Origin of the sequence: Photobacterium salinisoli (assembly GCF_003614885.1) — a bacterium.
In the GTDB taxonomy this organism is placed as follows: domain Bacteria; phylum Pseudomonadota; class Gammaproteobacteria; order Enterobacterales; family Vibrionaceae; genus Photobacterium; species Photobacterium salinisoli.
Genome location: NZ_QZMS01000015.1, coordinates 74,303 through 88,083, shown reverse-complemented (window position 1 = coordinate 88,083; position 13,781 = coordinate 74,303). Strand labels below are relative to the sequence as shown.

Here is a 13,781-nt window from a genome sequence, read left to right as displayed (position 1 = left end):
AGCGAATATCATCCTTTTTATGTTCGAAAAATGACACCTATTTGATCATACGCACAAAAAAAGCTGCCATATCAGGCAGCTTTCCGGGAATACGCAGGCAGATTAATGCTCGCTGTAACCTTTAATGAGCGAAAACGCTCATTATCAGTTCTGTCAGTCGATGATGATTTCGAGGTGGGTATCCAGCTCTGCCATCCGCTTGGCCAACGGTTCTGGCGGTGTTTTATTAGTGAACAGCATATCAATCTGGCTGATATCACCCAGATTCACCATGGCATTACGGCCGAATTTAGTGTGATCGACACCCAGCATGACGCAGCGGCTGTTTTCAATAATGGCTTGTTTTACCCGCACTTCATGATAATCAAAATCCAGCAGGGAGCCATCCAGATCAATACCGCTGATCCCTATGATGCCAAAGTCCAGACGGAACTGGGAGATGAAATCCAGAGTCGCCTCTCCCACTATGCCGCCGTCACGATTACGCACTTCACCACCGGCCAGAATCACCCGGAAATCATCTTTACCAGTCAGAATACCGGCCACGTTCAGGTTATTGGTCACGATCCGCAAGTCGGCGTGATCCAGCAAGGCGCGTGCAACCGCTTCCGGCGTAGTCCCTATATCAATAAACAGCGTGGCGCCGTCCGGGATATGCTTGACCATCGCCTGAGCGATGCGGTCTTTCTCGGCCAGCTGCATCACTTTCCGGGTTGTGTATGAGGTATTGACCGAACTGGACGGTACAGTCGCCCCGCCGTGATGGCGCCGAATTTTATTTTCTTCGGCCAACTCATTGAGATCCCTGCGGATCGTCTGCGGGCTGACATTAAAACGGGCAACCAGGTCATCGGTACTGACATAGCCCTGAGTTTTCACGAGATCGATGATCTCCTGATGACGTTTGCTTTGCTTCACTGCTGTTACTGCTCCTGATTGACGAAGATCCAATGACCGTAGTGGCCCGCTTTCCGGGCGTGCTCATCTTACTGGGCAATCGGTCTGGTTACTAGGTAAGTGATCCCACTCCTGGCCGAAACCTTACTGCGCAGAATCCGCCGGCTGTCTCAAGTGCGCATCGACAAAGGCCAGCAGACATCCTGAGATCAGCCCGAACAAATGCGCCATATTGGCCACTTCAAACCCCATCACACCAACGAAACCTAATACCAGCCAGACCAGCATAAAGACGACATAGCCATTGGGAATAGTGAGGCCCCGCGCAGGTGCCAGCCAGCCCAGCCACCACAGGTAACCCATCAGCGCATAGACCACCCCGGATAAGCCGCCGAAATTAGGGCCGTGGAACCAGAACTGTGCAAGGCCGGATACCAGAGCGGAAACGATGAAGACTTCCAGTAACTTGCCGCTGCCGCTGTGCTGCTCCAGCCGCCCGCCCAGCACCCACCACCACAGGCAATTGAATACCACATGCAGTACGGAGAAATGGATCAGACTGTGAGACACATAACGCCAGACTTCCCAGCTGTCGCCCTGCATGGTCGGAAAATGCAGCCAGTAAAAAAGCGGTGCCTGCCAGCCCAGCAGCCAGCCGCCGTAAATGCCGACCGCCAGCACCAGCACCAGCAGGCAGACAGGCCCGGCCCCCGATTTTACCATGTCAATCATACTGGGACTGTCGTAGCGAAATGCAGGCTGCTTGCGGCGGTTAACCACCTGCCAGGAGGCGGCCTGGTATTTCTGATCGTCAGGACGGCGGATAAACTGCTGCCACTCGGCTTCGGTTTCTACCTGGTGTGCTGGATCAGACAACCAAATGGCAAACTGGCCGCCGGGTTCAGCGGCCAGGGTAAGTTCAATACCACGGGAGGCCATGTAATCTATGAAGGCCTGTGCCATTCGGGGGTTATTGAGCACGGCGATACGCTGCATCTCAGACTCCCTGTTGAAATATGTGCGCCGGCAGGCGCAGGATGATCACCTGGGCGAAATTACTGCTCAACACACGGATAGGCCTGACGACGCCACGCTTCAAAGCCGCCGTCCATGCTGTACACGGTTTCATACCCCTGATTAATCAGATACTGGGCAGCACCCTGAGAGCTGATCCCATGGTAGCACATCACGATCACCGGCTGCTCGAAGTCAACATCATCCATAAAACTGACCATAGAGTCGTTGGTCAGATGAAAAGCAGACTCCGGATGAGATAAAGCGTGGGATTGAGGATCGCGTATATCAACCAGTACCGCCTTTGTGTCGGACTGTTGTAATAATGCGTACGCTTGCTCAACCGAGATATGTTCAAACTGCTCCATGATGACCTCATTTATTAATTATCAACCGGGGGCCAGCACCTCGCTGCAGCACCCCCTCATCACACGATCTTACGCGACACACGATCTACGCAAAAATCAGCCATGGTTTGTGGCAATAGTATGCCTGAGGGATCCTGGCTCATTCAGCGCGGTATCCCCAATGCTTTCAATGCCAGCCAGTATACTCAGTTACTCACAGCTTTGAAAAAAATCTGGCTGCCTTTTGCGTGTGGGTTTTGCCGAATATCCTTACAGGATCGAGAGTTAGTCAGACTGGCTGTCCCAGCCGGTACCGCACTGATCATAGTTTCGCCAGCTGTGGAAAAAACTGTGAATAGCGTTGATAATGTGTTTCTGCCCAAAAGGATCCACTAGATATAGTAAAGATCCGATCAAAGACTGTGGATAACATTTTCAGTCTCAGCCAAGTCGTCCTGTGCTCACTGAGCAAACCGCCATTCCATAGGTGTTCAGGCATAAAAAAACCGGCTCAAAGCCGGTTTCTTCAATCAATAAGTTTGTGGATAGAAAATCCAGCGGTCCACAGGGATCCTCCCCCCATGATCCTGCACCATGCGGATCGTTACAGCGCGTCACCGACGGCATCTTTCAATTTGCGCATCGCGTTTTTCTCCAGCTGGCGGATTCGCTCGGCTGAAACACCATAATGATCAGCCAGATCCTGCAATGTGGACTTATCGTCCTCCAGCCAGCGTGAACGCACTATATGCTGACTGCGATCGTCCAGGTTCGCCAGCGCCAGTGACAAACGATTGTTAGCATGATCTTCCCAATTATTCTCTTCATAACTGAGCGCCACGTCAGACGTCTTATCTTCCAGAAAATACACAGGTGCTGTGTAGCTGTTATCCCGCTCGTCATCGTCGGCCGGCATATCAAAGGTGGCATCCTGCGCTGCAAGACGGGATTCCATCTCACGCACTTCACTGGTTTCCACGCCCAGTTGCTCGGCCACCATTTCAACTTCTTCGTTGTTAAACCAGCCAAGGCGCTTTTTCGCCTTACGCAGGTTAAAGAACAGTTTACGCTGAGCCTTGGTGGTCGCGACTTTCACGATCCGCCAGTTACGCAGCACATACTCATGAATTTCAGCCTTGATCCAATGGACAGCAAACGATACCAGCCTGACCCCTACTTCCGGGTTGAAGCGTTTTACCGCCTTCATCAGACCAATATTGCCTTCCTGAACCAGATCAGCCATTGGCAGGCCATAACCTGTATAGCCGCGGGCAACATGGACTACAAAGCGCAGGTGCGACAATACCAGACTGCGGGCAGCCTCAATATCACCGTCATAATGCAGACGCTCAGCTAACTCCCGCTCCTGCTCGGCTGTCAGCATAGGATGGCTGTTTACAGACCGGATATAGCCTTCCAGGCTATCAGCAGAAACTAAAGCTAATGAAGTCATCTCTTTTGTCATTCAAGTAACCCCTGTGGATGCTTTGCCAGAGCCAAATACCCTGGACTTTCACGTCAATCTGGCAGCATTACACTACCAGACCGATAATAATGCCTTCAATACTGCACAAAATGCAAGCATACATAACCAATAGGTAGAGTCTGATTCCTCATATTGGTTCAATTTCTTTTAAATGTCTGCCGGCCGAAAGACGGGCCGCCAGTATGCCCAGTAAAGCGGATAACACGATCAGCAACAGGCATTCGTCCCATGCCAGACCGGTTAAGTGGAAATCACTGCCATACAAAGCCGCCAGTTTATCAACCGCACCTTCCAGTATAAAGCTTACCACCGTAGTGAGCACTAACGCCGACACCGAGGCCAGTAAGCCATACCAGGCACCTGTGTACAAAAAGGGCCGCAGAATATAGGTATTGGTCGCCCCGACCAGCTTCATAACCTGAACCGCTTCTTTCTGATTTTGCAGCTGAAGACGCAGTGTATTACCCACAATAAGAAACACAGCCAGCAGCATCAGGCCAGCCATTATCATGGTCAGCGTGACACTGAGTTGTTTGATGGCATCAAGACGCTTCAGCCAGTCGCTGTCGAGCCGGACATCATCCACACCGGCCTGGTCACTGAGCTTGCGAGCCAGTATTTCCGCCTGACTGCCCGACTGCCATTGCACCGACGGTTTAATAATCAGTACCGCTGGCAGGGGGTTTTCATCCAGCAGGCTCAGTGCCTTGGCAAAACCGGCATGCTCGCGAAATTCATCCAGTCCCTGTTGAGGAGAGACATAATCCGCCGAACTGATTTCCGTCCAGCCTGCCAGATTCTCTCTCAATGTACGAGCGTCTGAATCGCCGGCGCCAGGCGCCATGTAGACAGTCAACTGAGTCGGGTTCTGCCAGGCCTGACTGACAATCGCAATATTCTTGGCTGCCAGATAAAAACAGGTCGGCAAAGTCAGGGCAAACGCCAGTACGGCCAGCGTCAGCACATTCCCCACCGGACGTCGCCATAAGTCAGTGAGCGCCTGCTTACCAACCTGACGCTGGACAGAGAACCAGCTTTGAGCTTCACGCGCCATACGCCACCTCACGCAAACTGCCCTGGTGTAAATCCAGTCGTCTGTAACTGTGACGACTTAATAAAGAGGTGTCGTGCGTGGCCATCAGTACACTCACCCCGACCCGGTTAAATTCGGCAAACAATCCCATCATCTGCTGGGACAGATCGGCATCGAGATTACCGGTCGGTTCATCCGCCAGCACCACCAGCGGCTTGTTGACCACAGCCCGGGCAATACCGACCCGCTGCTGTTCACCGCCGGACAGCTGGATCGGCAGGCATTGTGCTTTATCCAGCAGGCCGACTTTGTCCAACGCCGCTGACACCCGCCGCTTCACATCACCGGCCGGAGACTGAGCGATTTGCAGCGGCAGCGCCACATTGTCAAACACGGTTCTGTCCATCAGCAAGCGGTGATCCTGAAAAATCATCCCGATATGACGGCGAAGAAAAGGGATCTGATGGCTGTCTATCCGGGTGATGTCATGATCATTGAAAAAAATCCGGCCATCACTCGGCCGCTCAACCGCAGCAATCAGTTTCAACAGCGTGCTTTTACCGGCACCGGAATGGCCGGTGAGAAAAGCCATCTCACCTTTTCCCAGATGGAAATCCACTTTTTGCAGGGCTTGGCGACCACCCCGATATGCTTTACTGACCTGTTGAAACCGAATCACAGTTAATCCTCGTCGCTAAACAGAGCCTCGATAAATTCCTGGGCGGCAAAAGGACGCAAATCTTCAATCCCTTCGCCAATACCAATGTAGCGGATAGGAATGTTAAATTGATCCGCGATGGCAAAAATTACCCCACCCTTAGCCGTGCCATCCAGTTTGGTCAGTGTAATACCAGACACTGGTGCCACTTCACTAAACAGTTTGGCCTGGCTGATCGCATTCTGGCCGGTACCGGCATCGACTGTCAGCATGATTTCGTGCGGCGCCAGCGGGTCGATTTTTTGCATCACCCGAACAATCTTACGCAGCTCTTCCATCAGATTGCCTTTGTTCTGCAGACGGCCGGCGGTATCGGCAATCACCACATCGACATTGCGCGCTTTGGCTGACTCAATCGCATCGTAGATCACAGACGCGCTGTCGGCGCCGGTATGCTGGGCGACAACAGGCACGTTATTGCGATCGCCCCACACCTGCAGCTGCTCTACCGCCGCGGCACGGAAGGTATCCCCGGCGGCCAGCATCACAGACAGTCCCTGCTGCTGAAATTGCTTGGCCAGCTTGCCGATGGTGGTGGTTTTACCCACGCCATTAACGCCTACCATTAAAATGACATAAGGCTTGCGGCTGGTATCGATCACCAGTGGCTGCTCGACTTTTGCCAGCATCTCACTCAGCTCGTCTTTCAGCAGACCGTACAGGGCCTCGCCGTCTTTGAGCTGTTTGCGGTCGGCTTTCTCGGTCAGGTTTTCGATAATCTTGAGTGTGGTGTCCATACCGACATCCGCCACCAGCAGCTGCTCTTCCAGCTCTTCAAACAGATCATCATCGATCTGCTTACCCCTGAATAAACCAAAGAAACCAGCCCCCAGATTGTTGCGGGTTTTCTTCAGCCCTTTCATCAGCCGGGCAAAGAACCCCTCGCGCTGCGGTTTTTCCTGCACCGCCGGCTCCTCAGAAACAGGGGCCGGTTCAGCAGAAGCTTGCTGGTTTGCTGGCTGTGGGTCATCTTCAACCGGCCGGATCTGAGTATCCGCCTCGACATCAAGATGCGCACTCTGCTCCGGTAATTCGGGCTCGGCGTCGCGGTGCGTCAGCGGAGCGTCTGCATCTGCCATGTCCTGATGAGGTTGAACCGGTTCCTCTGCGCGAGCAGACTGGGTTTGTGTCTCAGTAGCGCCATCCTGAACCTGTTCCGGCTCTGTCGTCTCTTCTTGCGGCTTATGCTGTTCTTTTTGCCCGGTGTGCTCTTCTTCACCAAACCCCAGCCATGAAAATAATCCGCGCTTCTTTTTTTCTGCCATTGGCAAATCCTAGACATTGATTGGTACAATTTACGGCCTGAAAATAAAGGGCCTGTTTATCTTTGGGCTTGCCAGCTTAGTGTGCCTGACGGACATAGCAATTCCCCTCAGACGACAACGAACAAACACAAAGATAATCAGGCCCATGTATACTACCACTTTCTCTACGGTCGAAGAAATGTATGACTAGACGTAAGACGCATTCCGGACACAAAGCTAACCCGCCCAGCCAGGCAGGCTTTGTGCGTATCATCAGTGGCCGCTGGCGAGGACGTAAACTGCCGGTCCACGATGTGGCCGGGTTACGCCCGACAACCGACCGTGTCAAAGAAACCGTGTTTAACTGGCTTGCCCCGGATATTCACGGCTCGCGATGTCTGGATCTCTTTGCCGGCAGCGGCAGCCTTGGCCTTGAAGCCTTATCGCGTGGTGCGGAGCACCTGACGCTGCTGGAGCTCGACACGAAAGCGGCCAGTCAGCTGAAGCGCAATCTGGATACCTTGGGGACAGACAAAGCTGAGCTGCATCAGACAGACAGCCTGTCTTTCCTCAACAAACCGGGATCGGCGTTTGATCTGGTGTTTATTGATCCGCCTTTTCGGCGCGACATGCTGCCGGAGGTGATCCGCCTGCTGGAAGCCAATGGCTGGCTGACCCCGCAAGCTCTGATTTATCTGGAAGCAGAAAAAGAACTGGGACTGCCTGATACCCCCGAACACTGGCAGCTCATCAAAGAAAAATCGGCGGGACAAGTTTGCTACCGCCTGTATCAAAGAGAGGAATTATGAAAGCGCTGATTTTACTGGCGAAAGTGGCGATCGGATTTGTCTGGGCGGTACTTCTGCTGAACCTGTTCCACCCTTTCCCGGGTGTGGCGGCGATCGCACTGTACATCATGACGGCGTTTCTGCTGGCGATGCACGGACTGCAAATGCTGATTTTCCTTGGTGCGTTTGGTGACAAACTGTCTCTGAGTCGCTGGGAAAAATGGTCGATATTGATTTTCGGCATCTTTGCTTTGCTGGATATTCGCCGCAAACACATGGTCTAAACCGACACATTACAGGGGCGCCCGGCTGGCGCCCTTAGTGTAATCAGACGTTGGTCTCGGGTTTGTCGGTACCGCATTGCCAGCACCAGTCAAACTGCCCCTCGTTCTCTTCGCCACAGGACGCACATCGCCAGTGCCCTTGATTTCCCTTCTCGTACCCGGCAAGTAACTGGCGCGCTTTGTCCGCATCCTGTTCTGATACCCAGACTGTCACCTGCAGCACATCCGCCGGTAATTCCCCGGCAGCCGAGCCGAGATTTTCCCCGGTCAGACGCACCGCCAGACCGGCATGTTCCAGCAGGCCTTTCAGAGTGTGCGCTTCCAGGCTGTTACCCGCCCGGTAGATCTGTTGCCAGCCAGCGGCCATCATCAACCTCTTCTCTTTATCATCAGCGTAGCAGCACACTGACCACTATAAGGGACTGGGCAAGATAATAGGTGGTCATGATACTGCCGGTGGCTGCTCTGAAATGGCCTCTGAACCGATCCAGGGCCAGCAAGGTATCGGATACCAGAAACACCAGCGCCCCGGCAAAGGCGGCGAGGCCGGCACCTGTGCGGGTAGTCAGCCAGTATTCACCCGCTGCCCAGGTCATTTGCACAATCACCGCTATGTATACTCCGACCGGCAGAGCCAAACGGCCCAGAGATGGCAGCAGCAGCAGATAAACGATAATACCGGCCCCCATCAGTAAGGCTGGCAGCCACCATACAATCGAACCGGACAACTCATTCCAGAAGGCCAGTGAATACACTATGTGCGCCAGCAGAAAACTGCTCAGGCCCGGCACAAACTTGTCTTTGGGCAACATAAGGAAAATGTCCCCGGCAACAGAGCACAGCAAACCGGCAATGATCCATTGCTGATATCCGTCATTCTGACCAAACTGCAGGATCGCTGCCAGCAGCAAGATAATCGTCAGCGGCTTAAACAAATAAAACTGCCACTGAGGACCGCGGTAAGCGGCATTGATATGTAACAAAGCAGAAAAAGAGACGGCTAACCAGACCCACATACGTTCACCCGAGTTATCAAAGCTGTGACAGTGTAAAAAGCAAACACAGTTTGTCTAGCTCAGATAGACCAGAAACCCGGTCAATTCTCACCTCTGTGATCCATCACACTTTCATATAACTTATTCCTTTACCGCCACTTTATATTCCTTTTCGTTCAATGCTACGGCTGCGATTCCCATACTGGTAACAAAAACAGTGCGCTTCCCCGGCCAAAAGTGCCAGGCGCTGACGAACGCGATAAATACCGCGTTGGCTTGGCTGAAAAGAGCATATAACAAACAGAAAACCCGCTCAAAAAACAAAAACAAAAACTATTAAAAACAAAAAGATAAGACAAAAACACCATTCAATAACAGCTCAGAGCAACCTTAGACTCTTTTATCGCTTCCCCACGCATTTAGAGCACCTTGAATGTCGATAAGTAACGGAAATCGTATGCAAAAGTCAGCCAAAGCTGTATACCTGAAGCAGTTTTCTTTAGTTTTACAACGAAAAACAACGACAGGCACTCCCTGTCAGCCCCAGCCTACAAAAGAACAACCAGAGATTTATCACCAATTAAAAACAAAACACAACAACACAAAAAATACTTTATATTCATAACCTTAAGTTAAAATTAAAACTTAAGAACTCAATCAGAACGTTTTTTGACCTCGTCATTTTCAGCAGTAAAACATCATCAACAAAGGGATTTAATGACAACTAAAAGTAAATTTATTGCTAAATATCACACTCTTCCTTTGATCAAGCGATAAAAAAAGTGCTATTCTTTTCTTAACAAATTTCCCAGCAACATAACAGGAGCCTATAACTATGTTATCACCCTCTCAAAAACAAGGGCTTGTCATGATCGCCGTCGTCGCCGGTCTCATGTTGCTGCCTGTGCTTTATTAAGCAAAAGATAAAATTAACCAATAAAAAAGGTGCCTGAGGCACCTTTTTTATTTTGTCGCTATCCTGCGCCGTCCGTTACGGATCCAGCTTTATATGGTGCCAATTGTTTGAATAAAACCACAGCGCCAGAGCAGTCATGCCTAACACTAACAAAACGGCAACCGCCCACACCCGGCGCGCACTTCGGGGCGTCAGCTCTTTTTCGCACTCCTGACAGGCACGACGAAAACCACGACTGTCATCCAGGATAAATCCTTCCTCGTGCACCACTTTATTGCGTATGGTGGCCACATAACGCAAAGTCGGGATGATCTCATGCGGCAAACGCTCTTCACAGCTGGTAATTAACTGATGCAACCCTTTACCTTCCGCATGATAATGGTGCCGCAGCAAATGCTCGAGTCGCCGGCTCCGGCTCACCACTAATTCAATCTCTGACACCCATATTTCTCCTGCTACCTGCTCATCTTTAACCTTACAGGGAGATCTGCCAGTTGCAAATCTACCGGCCGCGATCTCACCATAACCGCATTTTGTCACAGACAACCCGATATACACTCAAGCATAATAGCGGGCAGTTACCTAAGGAGCCTGCTATGCCTGTTACCCTTGTTCTGATTCTGCTGGTGTTGCTAGTTGTTGCTGTCGCCTCATTCGTTTACATCTACCGCCGTCATCTGTCGGGCAATGCAGCGATAGAAAAGAAAATAGAGGTACTGATACTCGATAAACAGAGTGTCGCTGTCGACCACACTCAGCCCGGTGGCGACAGTGAAGAATACTGGCTTTATGTCCAGCCGGTAAAAGGCGGTCCTAAACGTGATTTTCAAATAGGTCCGCACTACTTCCACGCCCTCAATCCCGGAGACTCAGGTACTCTGACCTACCGGGGCCGTCTGTTTCTGCACTTTGCGCTGAAACGCTAAAGGCTCCCGCCGCCGTCTCTCAGAACATGTCATCAGGGGACCAGCCAGGCAGTCAGCCGGTGACGGCTGAGCAGCCAGCTCGCCAGCAAAGCAAGCCCCCCGGCCACCAGGGTCCAGAATGGGATCATCAGGACAGGATGAATAAAGTACCAATCAAATGCCCTGACCGGCCACAGAAAAATCGGGTGCAGCAGGTAAATACCCAGACTGTAGCGGCTCACGAAGGCCAGCTTGGCAAGCGTCTCTTCACTGAAACGGTCCGCAATATGACGGCACACCACAAATACCATCGCGGCAATGAGCACGGTATTCAGGGTTTTGTAAGACAACCAGCGGCCCACAGTGTATTCATCTGCAGCAAAGCTGCGACTGAGTACCATATAATCCGTCAGTAACAGAGCCGCTATCCCCAGAGGCAGTAACCAGCCCAGCGTCGGCCAGGAATAACGATAAAGGCAATAGCCCAGCAGTAAATACCCGCTGTATAGCACCAGCTGGTGGCTCCAGGGGCCGTCGATGTAAAACAAAAACAGAGCCGTCAGCAGCATCCATACCAGCGTCACTCCTTTCACTGCCGTCGGATCGGCCCGCTTCACCCATGCCTGTAAAAACGGTATCACCAGATACAAAGGCAGAAAGTAATAGAAAAAGCCCAGGTGATAATAGGTTTCGTGTTCCGGCATGTTAGCCAATGTTGCTATCGCGGTACTGCTCTGGTAGCCATCTGGCGTCAGACCTGAAAAAAACGCATAAAACACCGACCACACCAGGAAAGGGATCAATACCTTACCCAGCCGCCGCCGAACATAATAGTTCAGCTCAAACGGCCGGGTGTCTGTCAGCATGAGTGCGCCACTGATCATAATAAAGACAGGAACAGCCCAACGGCTGAAGCTGTTATAACTCACCGCGGTTATCCAGGCATGATCCGGGATCTGCCCGATAAGTTCACGGTAAGGCCCCAGCACATGAATCACAACCACAGCAGTGGCGGCAACACAACGCAGTAAGTCGAAAAAGACTATTTTTTCCCGCATGGGATCTCCTCCACTTGTTACGGCCCTCTTTCAATACTAAAGCGCCATGCGTGCCCGTTCAGAATTTGTGCATGCCTCACTGGCGTGCCGTCTTCGCAAACTAGCGGCAGTCGCTTATCAGTATGTTATCAAATTGATAATTTGAATGATGTTTTATTAAATTCACACCAAAACGAGATATTGATCACACTTATATGGCCGTCACAGGCAGGAGGCCAACCAAAAATGCGCCCTTTATTCTCTGAGCCACTCGAACAAATAATCAACAACAGGCATATAAAAAAGTAAAAGGGTCCACCGGCAACACAAAAACACACACAAAAAACCAAGTTAAGCGTCAAAATACAGTCATAAAACATACAATCGAAACATTTAGACACATTTTTATCTTGTTTATGGCGTTAACAATAGCGTAACCTCCCGCACCGATTAAGATGCCCATTGACGGGTACATGACGTAAGAATGGAGGTCGTGATGCATTCGAGTGCTTCACAAAAACAGTTGAATACCAAAAAAACGCTCTTTACGCGTTTTCTGGATACCGTGGAGTGGCTGGGTAACCTGCTACCGCACCCAATCACCCTTTTCGCCCTGTTCAGCCTGGTAATACTGATTGCTTCTGGCATTGCCGGCTACTTTGGCGTTTCAGTGCCTGACCCGCGCCCGGAAGGCGCCCCGGGCCGTGCTGCCGACGGCATGATCCACGTTATCAGCCTGATGAACGCCGAAGGTCTGCAAATGATCGTGGCCAATCTGGTGAAAAACTTCACTGGCTTTGCCCCACTGGGCACTGTGCTGGTCGCTATGCTGGGCGTCGCGATTGCAGAACACTCTGGTTTACTTTCTGCTGCAATGCGCGGACTGGTCATGGGCGCGTCGCGCCGTATGGTGACTCTGGTTGTGGTGTTTGCCGGTATTATTTCCAATACAGCTTCTGAGCTGGGCTATGTGGTGCTGATCCCGCTGGCCGCTATGCTGTTCCACTCGCTGGGTCGTCACCCGCTGGCGGGTCTGGCCGCGGCCTTTGCCGGTGTTTCCGGTGGCTACAGTGCCAACCTGCTGCTGGGCACAGTGGATCCCCTGCTGTCCGGGATTACCCAAACTGCCGCGCAAATGATCGACCCGACCTACCTGGTTGGCCCGGAAGTGAACTGGTACTTCATGTTTGCGTCCACGTTCGCGATCACCATCATGGGTGCCTTCGTGACCGAGAAAATTGTTGAGCCCAAGCTGGGCAATTACAATGTCGAGGAAGCCAGCGACGATCTGGGCAAAGACAAAATGGGCAAGCTGACAGATCTGGAAAAGAAAGGTCTGAAAGTGGCGGGACTGGCAGCCCTGGCCGTGTCTGCCCTGCTGGCGCTGACCATAGTGCCGGAAAACGGCGTCCTGCGTCATCCTGATACCGGTCTGGTGGCGGGATCGCCTTTCCTGAAAGGCATTGTGGCTTTCATCTTCGTGTTCTTCGCCATCCCAGGCTTTGCTTACGGTAAAGTCGTTGGCACCATGAAGACAGATCGCGACGTGATCAGCGCGATGTCGGCTTCCATGTCATCCATGGGTATGTATATCGTCCTGGTGTTCTTCGCCGCCCAGTTCGTGGCATTCTTCAAGTGGACCAACTTTGGTCAGGTCTTTGCCGTGGCGGGTGCAGATATGCTGCAATCCATCGGTCTGACCGGTCCTATGCTGTTCTTCGCCTTTATCCTGATGTGTGGCTTCATCAACCTGATGATAGGTTCAGCCTCGGCACAGTGGGCCGTTACCGCGCCTATCTTCGTACCTATGCTGATGCTGGTCGGCTATGCGCCGGAAACCATTCAGGCGGCCTACCGTATCGGTGATTCAGTCACCAATATCATCACCCCTATGATGAGCTACTTCGGTATGATTCTGGCGGTGGCAACCCGTTACCAGAAGAATCTGGGACTGGGTACTCTGATTGCCACTATGCTGCCATATTCCATGGTCTTTGTGGTCGGCTGGAGCCTGATGTTCTATGTCTGGGTGTTTGTACTGGGTATCCCGGTCGGTCCGGGTGCAGCAACCTATTACAACATTGGCGGCTAATCCTGCCTCCCCCTGAAACGACAAA

At 51.9% G+C, this 13,781-nt stretch carries 16 protein-coding genes; 5 read left to right on the top strand and 11 right to left on the bottom strand.

Annotated features, from left to right (window positions below):
* Positions 1 to 153 precede the first annotated feature (153 nt).
* From D6M16_RS20110 to ftsY, 7 genes are all read right to left on the bottom strand, one after another.
* Positions 154 to 918 (bottom strand): DeoR/GlpR family transcriptional regulator, encoded by a 765-nt coding sequence (locus D6M16_RS20110; protein WP_120513684.1) that lies wholly within the window; start codon positions 916 to 918, stop codon positions 154 to 156.
* A 123-nt stretch (positions 919 to 1,041) separates the two neighbouring features.
* Positions 1,042 to 1,893: a rhomboid family intramembrane serine protease GlpG gene (gene glpG / locus D6M16_RS20105; protein ID WP_120513683.1), complete on the bottom strand. Its 852-nt coding sequence runs from the start codon at positions 1,891 to 1,893 to the stop codon at positions 1,042 to 1,044.
* Positions 1,894 to 1,952: 59 nt separating this feature from the next.
* Entirely contained in the window at positions 1,953 to 2,279 is a 327-nt protein-coding gene (gene glpE / locus D6M16_RS20100) for a thiosulfate sulfurtransferase GlpE (protein WP_120513682.1), read from the bottom strand.
* A gap of 583 nt (positions 2,280 to 2,862) precedes the next feature.
* Positions 2,863 to 3,723, bottom strand: coding sequence for an RNA polymerase sigma factor RpoH (gene rpoH, locus D6M16_RS20090; protein ID WP_120513680.1), 861 nt, complete (start codon positions 3,721 to 3,723; stop codon positions 2,863 to 2,865).
* 148 nt (positions 3,724 to 3,871) lie between these two features.
* The gene (gene ftsX / locus D6M16_RS20085; RefSeq protein WP_120513679.1) at positions 3,872 to 4,798 is read right to left on the bottom strand and encodes a permease-like cell division protein FtsX; all 927 of its coding nucleotides are present in this window, start codon (positions 4,796 to 4,798) and stop codon (positions 3,872 to 3,874) included.
* The gene (gene ftsE, locus D6M16_RS20080; RefSeq protein WP_027250514.1) at positions 4,788 to 5,456 is read right to left on the bottom strand and encodes a cell division ATP-binding protein FtsE; all 669 of its coding nucleotides are present in this window, start codon (positions 5,454 to 5,456) and stop codon (positions 4,788 to 4,790) included. Before ftsE ends, ftsX begins: the two co-directional genes overlap by 11 nt.
* A 2-nt stretch (positions 5,457 to 5,458) precedes the next feature.
* Entirely contained in the window at positions 5,459 to 6,760 is a 1,302-nt protein-coding gene (gene ftsY, locus D6M16_RS20075) for a signal recognition particle-docking protein FtsY (RefSeq protein ID WP_120513678.1), read from the bottom strand.
* Positions 6,761 to 6,942: 182 nt separating this feature from the next.
* On the opposite strand from ftsY, the gene rsmD reads away from it, so the two are divergent.
* Together rsmD and D6M16_RS20065 are read left to right on the top strand one after the other, a co-directional pair.
* Positions 6,943 to 7,548 carry a 16S rRNA (guanine(966)-N(2))-methyltransferase RsmD gene (gene rsmD, locus D6M16_RS20070; protein WP_120513677.1) on the top strand — a complete coding sequence of 202 codons (606 nt, stop codon included), beginning with the start codon at positions 6,943 to 6,945 and terminating at the stop codon, positions 7,546 to 7,548.
* Complete coding sequence (locus tag D6M16_RS20065) at positions 7,545 to 7,811, top strand: DUF1145 domain-containing protein (RefSeq protein ID WP_027250511.1); 267 nt, start codon at positions 7,545 to 7,547, stop codon at positions 7,809 to 7,811. Before rsmD ends, D6M16_RS20065 begins: the two co-directional genes overlap by 4 nt.
* A gap of 43 nt (positions 7,812 to 7,854) precedes the next feature.
* Here the strand turns inward: D6M16_RS20065 and D6M16_RS20060 are convergent, their stop codons facing one another.
* Both D6M16_RS20060 and D6M16_RS20055 read right to left on the bottom strand, forming a co-directional pair.
* A complete protein-coding gene (locus tag D6M16_RS20060; RefSeq protein WP_338048229.1) occupies positions 7,855 to 8,181 on the bottom strand; it encodes a putative signal transducing protein in 327 nt (108 codons plus the stop codon).
* A 19-nt stretch (positions 8,182 to 8,200) separates the two neighbouring features.
* Positions 8,201 to 8,827, bottom strand: a complete 627-nt coding sequence (locus D6M16_RS20055; RefSeq protein WP_120513676.1) for a lysoplasmalogenase — start codon at positions 8,825 to 8,827, stop codon at positions 8,201 to 8,203.
* A 436-nt stretch (positions 8,828 to 9,263) separates the two neighbouring features.
* On the opposite strand from D6M16_RS20055, the gene D6M16_RS22350 reads away from it, so the two are divergent.
* Positions 9,264 to 9,431 (top strand): hypothetical protein, encoded by a 168-nt coding sequence (locus tag D6M16_RS22350; protein ID WP_162941120.1) that lies wholly within the window; start codon positions 9,264 to 9,266, stop codon positions 9,429 to 9,431.
* A gap of 366 nt (positions 9,432 to 9,797) precedes the next feature.
* Here D6M16_RS22350 and D6M16_RS20050 read toward each other — a convergent pair whose 3' ends face one another.
* Complete coding sequence (locus tag D6M16_RS20050) at positions 9,798 to 10,163, bottom strand: DUF4145 domain-containing protein (protein ID WP_120513675.1); 366 nt, start codon at positions 10,161 to 10,163, stop codon at positions 9,798 to 9,800.
* 155 nt (positions 10,164 to 10,318) lie between these two features.
* Here D6M16_RS20050 and D6M16_RS20045 point away from each other — a divergent pair, with 155 nt between their 5' ends.
* The gene (locus D6M16_RS20045) at positions 10,319 to 10,648 is read left to right on the top strand and encodes a DUF2500 domain-containing protein (protein ID WP_120513674.1); all 330 of its coding nucleotides are present in this window, start codon (positions 10,319 to 10,321) and stop codon (positions 10,646 to 10,648) included.
* Between the two features lie 32 nt (positions 10,649 to 10,680).
* On the opposite strand, the gene D6M16_RS20040 is transcribed toward D6M16_RS20045, so the two are convergent.
* Entirely contained in the window at positions 10,681 to 11,685 is a 1,005-nt protein-coding gene (locus D6M16_RS20040; protein WP_120513673.1) for an acyltransferase, read from the bottom strand.
* Positions 11,686 to 12,160: 475 nt separating this feature from the next.
* Between D6M16_RS20040 and D6M16_RS20035 the strand changes: the two genes are divergently transcribed.
* Complete coding sequence (locus tag D6M16_RS20035) at positions 12,161 to 13,756, top strand: AbgT family transporter (RefSeq protein WP_120513672.1); 1,596 nt, start codon at positions 12,161 to 12,163, stop codon at positions 13,754 to 13,756.
* Positions 13,757 to 13,781 lie beyond the last annotated feature (25 nt).